At 73.9% G+C, this 7,206-nt stretch carries 8 protein-coding genes; all 8 read right to left on the bottom strand.

The features are described 5' to 3' along the window. Positions 1–23: 23 nt before the first annotated feature. The gene (locus ACFP3U_RS27420) at positions 24–338 is read right to left on the bottom strand and encodes a hypothetical protein (RefSeq protein ID WP_380228380.1); all 315 of its coding nucleotides are present in this window, start codon (positions 336–338) and stop codon (positions 24–26) included. Further along, positions 331–774 (bottom strand): YbaB/EbfC family nucleoid-associated protein, encoded by a 444-nt coding sequence (locus ACFP3U_RS27415; RefSeq protein WP_380228379.1) that lies wholly within the window; start codon positions 772–774, stop codon positions 331–333. Before ACFP3U_RS27415 ends, ACFP3U_RS27420 begins: the two co-directional genes overlap by 8 nt. 76 nt (positions 775–850) lie before the next feature. After that, entirely contained in the window at positions 851–3,004 is a 2,154-nt protein-coding gene (locus ACFP3U_RS27410; RefSeq protein ID WP_380228378.1) for a hypothetical protein, read from the bottom strand. A gap of 2 nt (positions 3,005–3,006) precedes the next feature. Further along, positions 3,007–3,408: a hypothetical protein gene (locus ACFP3U_RS27405; RefSeq protein WP_380228377.1), complete on the bottom strand. Its 402-nt coding sequence runs from the start codon at positions 3,406–3,408 to the stop codon at positions 3,007–3,009. A gap of 2 nt (positions 3,409–3,410) precedes the next feature. After that, positions 3,411–3,713, bottom strand: a complete 303-nt coding sequence (locus tag ACFP3U_RS27400; RefSeq protein WP_380228376.1) for a hypothetical protein — start codon at positions 3,711–3,713, stop codon at positions 3,411–3,413. A 47-nt stretch (positions 3,714–3,760) separates the two neighbouring features. Next, positions 3,761–4,105, bottom strand: a complete 345-nt coding sequence (locus ACFP3U_RS27395; RefSeq protein WP_380228375.1) for a hypothetical protein — start codon at positions 4,103–4,105, stop codon at positions 3,761–3,763. Between the two features lie 151 nt (positions 4,106–4,256). Continuing rightward, positions 4,257–5,738: a type VII secretion protein EccB gene (gene eccB, locus ACFP3U_RS27390; RefSeq protein ID WP_380228374.1), complete on the bottom strand. Its 1,482-nt coding sequence runs from the start codon at positions 5,736–5,738 to the stop codon at positions 4,257–4,259. Positions 5,739–5,825: 87 nt separating this feature from the next. Further along, complete coding sequence (gene eccD / locus ACFP3U_RS27385; RefSeq protein WP_380228373.1) at positions 5,826–7,199, bottom strand: type VII secretion integral membrane protein EccD; 1,374 nt, start codon at positions 7,197–7,199, stop codon at positions 5,826–5,828. Between the last annotated feature and the right edge of the window lie 7 nt (positions 7,200–7,206).

Below are 7,206 nucleotides of genomic sequence, written 5' to 3'. Positions count from 1 at the left end.
GCGGTGGCTCAGACGGCGGTGGCTCAGAAGCCGTTGGCGATGGTGTGGGAGTCGTCGTCGGCCCGGTCGAGGGTGTCGGCGAGCACCTCGCCGTTCTCGCCGACCGAGAGCATCGTCGAGCCGATCTTGGCGATCAGGTCGTGCAGGTTCTTGGTCCCCTCGTCGACCTGCGTGTGGTACTGCTTGCCGATCTCGTCGTGGCCGCCGACCTTCAGGTTGAGCCGGTTGATGATGTCGGCGTCCTCCTTGACCCGGCCGACCAGGTCCTTCAGCTCGAAGAACTCGGAGAAGCTCTTCTTGAGGCCCGCGGTCTTCGCGGTGGTGCCGTGGTCAGCCACGGAACTCCTCCTGACGGTCCGCCTTCTTCCGGCGCTCCTCCTCCGGGTCGTGGCCGGGGCGCATCGCCCAGAGCGGTTCGAGGATCTCGTCCAGCTCGGTGCCGCCGGTCATGTTGAGCCGCAGCGTCTCGCCGAGCCCGTCGAACCGCCCGATCCGCTCGGCGACCTGCTCGCCCACGGCCGCCCGGGCCTCGTTGAGCACACCGGTGAGGATCTTGGCCAGCTCGGCGGGGGCCATCTCGCGGTAGGCGGTGGTGTGGAAGGTCATCGAGACGACCTGCCCCTGCGAGCCGACCTTGACCGTGACCATCCGGTCCTTGGAGGTGACCGAGCCGGTGAGCTCGTTCATCTCCTGCTGGAGGGCCTCGGCCCTGGCCAGCTCGCTCTGCATGTCCGCCATCGCCTGGGCGATCTGTTCCGCGAACGGGTTGCTCATGCGCTGCTCCTGTCGTCTCGTCGGGGGTCCGGGTGCCGCCCCGCCCGTCGTCGGGCGGGGCGGCACCCCGGTGCGGTCAGCGTCCGATGACGCCCTGCACGGCACCGGACTCGGTGCCCCAGACCTCTTCGTCCTCCGCCAGCCAGGTGGTGCGCCGGCGGTCCTTCTCGTTGGCCCCGCCCTGGCCGCCGCCCATGCCGCCGCCCGGCGGCATCATCGGCGGCATCCCGCCGGAGCTGGTGGCCGTCTGGCGGCCGGTCAGGACGGCCTGCTCCTGGGCGGCGGCCCGGGCGGCCCGCTCGGCGGCCATCCGCTCGGCGTTGGCCTGGTCGACCGCGGTCTTCATGGCCGCCGGGTCGCCGCCGGAGGCCAGCGCCCGCGAGCTCATCCCGGCGCCCATCCCGGAGATCATCGGGCTGCCGCCGGGGGTGAGCGGGCCGCCGGAGCCCGTGCCGCCGAGCCCGCCGAGGCCGCCCGTCTGGTACGAGAAGCCGCCGGGGCCGAAGTTGCTGGGCGTCAGCAGGCCGTCCCCGCCGTCCCCGCCGCCGCCCTCGCCACCGGTGGAGTAGCGGTCGGCGAGCAGCTGCCGGTACTGCGAGACCGTGTTGCCCCGGCCGTCCCGCAGGACGCCGTCCGGCCCAATGGTGTAGTCCGGGCCGGCCACCATCGGGTTGCCGCCGGAGTCGAGGACGGGGTTGCCGTTCTCGTCGACGATCCGACCGTCCTTGGTGATGACGGAGCCGGGCGGGACGACCACCGGACGGTTCGAGCCGGTGCCCGGGAGGAGGTCGTCGGTCAGGGGCCCGCTCCCCGGGAAGGGGTTGCCGATCAGGTCGAGGCCGCCGGTCCCGGTGCCGGAGCCGGAGCCGGAGCCGGAGCCGCTTCCGGAGCCGCCGGAGTTACCGAGCCCGATGTTGCCGATGTTGCCTAGCCCCGAGTTGCCGAGCCCGAGGTTGCCGGTGTTCCCCAGCCCGGAGTTGCCGGTGCCGCTTCCCCCGCCGGCGTCCTTGATGTCCTTGATGTCCTTGATGTTCGGGCCGCCGCCCAGGTTCTTGGTGTCGGGCCCGCCGCCGCCCCCCTTGGAGCCGGAGTCGCCGAGGCCGAGCTCGTCGATCTTCTTGTCGGGGTCGCCGGCGCCGCCCTTCTCGTCCTTGTTCTTGAGCTCCTCCTCCGTCGGCTGCTTGGTGGGGGGCATCAGGAGCGGGAACGGCTTCAGCGGCAGCGCGGCGTCCGAGGCGGCCCCGTAGAGCTTGGCGATCTTGGTGAGCGCGTTGTTCGCCGCGGTGTCCACGGTCGCCGCGAGGTTGGCGACCCAGATCTGCCGCGCCCGCTTGTCCACGCCCTGCCAGAACTCGACCGTCTTCGGATCGCCGCCCGCCGCGCCCGACAGGGTGACCGAGAGACCCGCCAGGGTCTGCTTCTCGCCCTCGATCTTCGTGCCGGCCGCGGGCGGCTTGTACTCCCAGGTCGGGGTCCTCGGCTCCGCCTTCACCGTCAGCTTCGCGCCCTTCAGCGCCTCCAGAATGGCCGCGGTCACGGCGTTCACCGGCCAGGCGTCCCGCGAGGCCCACCAAGCCTGGAAGCCCTTCCACAGGGTGCTGGTGATCTCCTCCTTGACGACCGGTCCGCAGGCCCGCAGCTTCTCGGCGACGTCGGCCAGCCGGATCATCCGGTTGTCGGCGTCCAGCTCGTTCCGGAACGCCAGGAGGAGGGCGCGGAACGCCCCGGCCGCGCTGCCCTGCCAGTCACCGTCCTCGGTGCCGATGCCCTTGACCCACTCCTCCCCGATCGCCTTGATCCAGCCGTCGAGGAAGTAGGTGGTGTCCCGCAGGGCGTCCGCGGCGACGGCGAACCCGGCCGGGTCCAGCAGGTCGGTGGCCTTCACCGTGCCGTCGACGAACCGCTCCAGCGGCGCCCGGCTGCCCGTCCAGGCCGCGAACCTGGCGTCCTTGCCGTCGAGGTTGTCCCAGTGGAGGTTGGTCCCCACGACGTAGCAGGCCTTCTGCTCCTTCTGGCCGTTGTGGTACGTGAAGTACCAGGCCACCCAGGAGGAGTAGTCCCGCCCCGTGCCGTCGGTCGCCGCTCCCTGCCAGCCGTAGAGCGCCTCGCTGATCCGGACGTCCGTGTTGACCCAGGGCTTCGGATCGTCGCGGACCTCCTCCCGGGTGGTCGGCTTCTTGTCGGTCGACGAGCCGAGGAAGGTGAGCGCGTCTTCCCAGAGGTATCCCATGGCTACTTCGTCCCCGGGTTCAGCGTCCGCTCGGCCAGCCTCATGAACTGCGCGTAGTCCAGGGCCTCGTCCCGCGCGTTGGTCAGGTAGCGGTCCGCGAGCTGGAGGTCGACGATCAGGGTGTTCAGCTGGTCGACGACGGTCTTCATCAGCGCGTCGATCGAACCGGCGTAGTCCTTGACCTTGGCCTCCAGCGTGTCGGGGGCCCCGAAGGCGCCGGAGTTGTTGCCCGCGCGGAACGGCGTGCCGCCCGTGCCGTACGCCCTGACCTGCGACACCGGCACGGAGGTGTTGATCGCCTCGATGAGCTTGGCGAGCTTCTCGGTCGAGAAGGCCGCCAGCGTGTTGTCGGTGACCTTGAAGCTGCCGCCGCCCCCGCCGTGCTCCTCGTCCTCGTCCGCCACGGTCAGCCCCGGACGTGGTCGAAGTGGGTGCTGGCCCGCATGTCCGCGTCCTGGATGACGTTGCGGATCTCGGTGAGCGCCTGGTGGGCCAGCACGATCTTCTGGGTCATCTGCCCGTCCGCCGCCTTGAGGGTGTCCGCGAGGTTGCCGGCCGCCACCGAGAAGTCACCCTGCAGCTCGACGTTGATCTTGCCGCGGAGGTACGTCTCCAGGTCGGTCATCGCGTTGTGCATGGTGTTCGAGTGGCTTTCGAGGTCGGAGATGGCGCTGTCGATACCGGCGTAGTGGAGCGACATGTGGCCCATGGCTGCGGTCCCTTCGGAAGGCGTGGTCGGTACGGGGGCGGGGGTGACTAACGGGGGTTCAGGACACTCTCGACGTGGGCGCCCGGGCCGCCGCCCATCATGGTTCCGGCGAGGTTCTGGGTCTGGTCGTCGGCGTTGTTGAAGACCTGGCCGCTGTCGCCGATCTTGGCGTGGAAGGCCTCGTAGTCCCGCTTGACCGCCGCGTACTGCTCCAGCCAGCCGTTGATCTGGTTCTGGAAGGTGGTGCTGGCCGCGCCCTGGAAACTGTCCCGGACGGCCGAGTTGATGTCCTCGATGTACGTGGCGGTCGCCGTCATCTCGGCGTAGCGCTGCTCGACCTTGGTCCTGATGTCGGCCAGGACCTTCTGGTCCACCGTCGTCTGCTGGGCCATCGCGTGTACCTCCTCCGGTGACGCCGGCCGGTCCCGGCCGACGGGTCTTCCGCGGGCCGGTCGGACCGGCCCGCCAGGATGAACGGGGCCACCCCGCCCAGTGGTTCACCACCGCTCGACGTTTCACCGCCGGACGGGGCCGCTCTCGGGATCAGCGCGCGCACCGGCCCTCGGTGCCGGCCGGGGGCTGGACCACGCCGCCCGCCAGCGGTGCCGGATCGAGGCTGGGTCCGGTGGGCAGCAGCGACAGCACCCGCCCGGGCACCGCCGTCGGGGCCGCCTTCGCGTAGCCGAGCCGCTCGGCGACCGCCGCCGAGGCCAGCGGGTACTTCACGCCGCTGTCGGTGACCAGGTACAGGGTGCTGCCGAACCCGCCGCCGGACAGCGCCCGCACCAGCGCCCCACCACCGGGCCGGACGGCGATCCGGTCGGCGGGCGTGCAGCTGGGGACGACGCCGGGCTGGAGGACCGGCGGCAGGCCGAGCACGGGGTTGGCGTCCAGCACGGCGACGTCGAGCTCCCCGCCGTCACCGGCGGGCCGCAGCGCCGCGCAGAGCGCCTGCTCGGGCCGGGGCGGCAGCAGCGCCGGGGGCCGCCCCGGCAGCCCCTCCGGGGCGAAGGCCGCCGCGGCGGCGGCGGGCGCGGTGTGGGCGGCGAGGTCGGCCGCGCCGACCTGGGCGGGCGTCACCGGGCCGTTCGCGTAGGCCTCCTGCTGGGTGCGCGGGTCCCCCTGGAGCAGGGCGAACTGGGTGGCGCTGACGGGCACCAGGCCCTGCTCGGCGAGCAGGTAGCGCTCCTCGCCGGTGCCGGTGAACAGCTGACCCGTCCGGGTCGGCCGCCCGGACAGCACGGGACCGTCCTTGCCCCGGGCGGGCACGTCGGGGGCGCGCAGGTCCGGTCCGGCCGGGAAGGCGGCGAGGAAGGAGGCGGTGACGGGCGCGGGGGTGGCCGCGGTGTAGCCGAGCGCCCGGACGGCGCCGCCCGCCGCGTCCACGGCGAACCGGCGGCCGTGCCAGAGCAGGTGGACGGCGCCGTCGGGCCCGGCGACCAGTACGCCCTGGTCGCCCGCCGGGCGGCCGGTCCGGTGGGTGCCGATGGCGACGGACAGCTGCGGAGCCGGCCGGGCCGCGCCCGTGCCCGTGCCCGTCGTGCCCGTACCCGTGCCCGTGGTGCGCACGGTGCAGAGCAGCCAGTCGGCGCCGAGGAGGGCGGCCGGGCCGGGCAGCCCGTCGGGGGCGCCGACGATGCCGATCGGGGTGCCGCGCTCGGCACCCTCCAGCGAGCGGGCCGAGACCTGGTCGACCTTCAGCTGGTCGCCGACCAGCAGCCGCGCGCTGGCCTCGTTGAGCACGGGGTGGAGCAGGCCGGCGGCGACCACGTAGCGGGCGCCGGTCTCCTTGACCACCACCAGGGTGCCGGACTTCTTCCAGCCGGTCGCGCCGCCGGGCTTCACCAGGCCGTAGATGCCGGCGCCGGCGCCGATCAGCAGGGCGAGGGCCAGGCCGGTCGCGGCGCCGCGGTTGGTCCGGCCGACGGGCGTGTCGGGGGCGTCGGGCTCGGCGCGCAGGACGCCCGCGGCGACCCGGCTCATCACGAACAGGTGGGCCTGCACCTGGTCGCGTCGGGACTGCATGGCGGTGGTCCTCCTCGGAGCTTCGTGCTTCGTGCGTCGTTTGTCGTGCTTCGTGCGGGATGTGGGGTGCGGGGTGCAGGGTGCGGGTCAGCCCGCCAGGCCGCGCATCGCGCCGTAGAAGCCGAACACCTGGAGCGCGAGCGGCAGCAGGGCGAGCGCGGCGAGCGAGTGCAGCAGGTCCCCGGCCCGGCCCCAGTACGGCAGCAGCCGGCGGCCGGGCACCGTCCAGGCCGCCGCGCAGAGCCCGGTCGCGGCGGCGAACAGCACGACGAACACCACGAGCCGCCCGGCCGGTTCGGCGTCCCGGCCGAACCGCACGGCCAGCAGGGCGAGGCCCAGCGCGCCGGGCAGCAGCAGGGCGAGCCGCTGGCGCAGGCCGCCGATGTCCCGGGCGTGCAGCAGGACCAGCACCGCGAGGTCGGCGGACATCGCGGTCGCCCCCCAACCGCCGTCCCGGGCCGTGGTCAGCAGCGCGAGGGTGGTCGCGCACACCGCGCCGACCGCGATGAAGAACCCGGCCAGGTAGCCGTCCGCGACCAGGCTGCGGGCGAGCACGTCCTCGGCCGGGAAGGGCTCGATCTCCTCCTGGAGTTCGTCGGCGTTGCGGGGCAGCGCGGGCAGCCGCAGCCCGGCGAGCTTGAACGCCAGCCCGGGGACGAACGCCCCGAAGAGCACGGCCGCGGCGGCGGTCACCGCGGCGGCGTGGGTCGTGGGCACGCCGTACGCGGCGAGCCCGCCGGCCGCGAGCGCGAACCCGGCGGCCGTCAGCAGCCCGGCGAAGAACGGTCCCGCGCCGACCAGGGCCAGCGCCAGTACGGTCGCGCCGACCGCCGCCGAACCGCCCGCCAGCAGCCGGGCCGGGCCGGTGACACCGGGAACCAGGGCGGCGCTGGCCGCCGCGTACCCGACCCCGGCGGCGGCCAGCGCCGTGCCGGCCGGGGAGTCGTCGATCAGCCGGGCCGCCGCCGTCCCCCCGGCCAGCAGCAGTACCGCGACGACCGCCGCCGCGGCGCAGCGGGGGCCGTCCGGGCCGGGCAGGGCGACCAGCAGCAGGCCGCCGGCGAGCGCGACCAGGGCGAGGGCGAGCGCGAGGTGGTGGGTGGCGGCGGGCCGCCAGGAGTCGCCGCGGGCGGCGGTGCCGCTCCGCACGCCGTCCACCAGGTCGTCGAAGTGCACCTCGGGCAGCGCGTCCCGGCCCGGGCGGAGGAAGAGCTCCTCGCCGTCGCTCAGCCCGAGCTCCTCCAGGGTGCGTTCCTCGTCGAGGGGCGGACCGCCGAGGCGTTGGAGGATCCAGCCGGAGTGTTCGGTGCCGCTCTCGGTGACGTCCGGGCCGGCGTAGCCGAGGACGGCCGGCAGCAGGTCGGCGAGGACGACGTCGCCGGGGAGGGCGAGTTCGAAGGCGGCGCCGGGGGCGCGGAACCTCAGCCGGACCAGTCCTGTCGCCGCCGTGGTGCTGCTCACCTGTCGC

Origin of the sequence: Kitasatospora misakiensis (genome assembly GCF_042656005.1) — a bacterium.
GTDB classification, from domain to species: domain Bacteria; phylum Actinomycetota; class Actinomycetes; order Streptomycetales; family Streptomycetaceae; genus Kitasatospora; species Kitasatospora misakiensis.
Note: the sequence above shows the minus strand (reverse complement) of the source record. Positions and strands in the feature narration are given on the sequence as shown.

Bases quoted from the DNA above. Each gene is read 5' to 3' on its own strand.
- ACFP3U_RS27415 (WP_380228379.1), bottom strand. From the start codon at position 774: ATGAGCAACCCGTTCGCGGAACAGATCGCCCAGGCGATGGCGGACATG.
- ACFP3U_RS27410 (WP_380228378.1), bottom strand. From the start codon at position 3,004: ATGGGATACCTCTGGGAAGACGCGCTCACCTTCCTCGGCTCGTCGACC.
- ACFP3U_RS27400 (WP_380228376.1), bottom strand. From the start codon at position 3,713: ATGGGCCACATGTCGCTCCACTACGCCGGTATCGACAGCGCCATCTCC.
- ACFP3U_RS27395 (WP_380228375.1), bottom strand. From the start codon at position 4,105: ATGGCCCAGCAGACGACGGTGGACCAGAAGGTCCTGGCCGACATCAGG.
- eccB (WP_380228374.1), bottom strand. From the start codon at position 5,738: ATGCAGTCCCGACGCGACCAGGTGCAGGCCCACCTGTTCGTGATGAGC.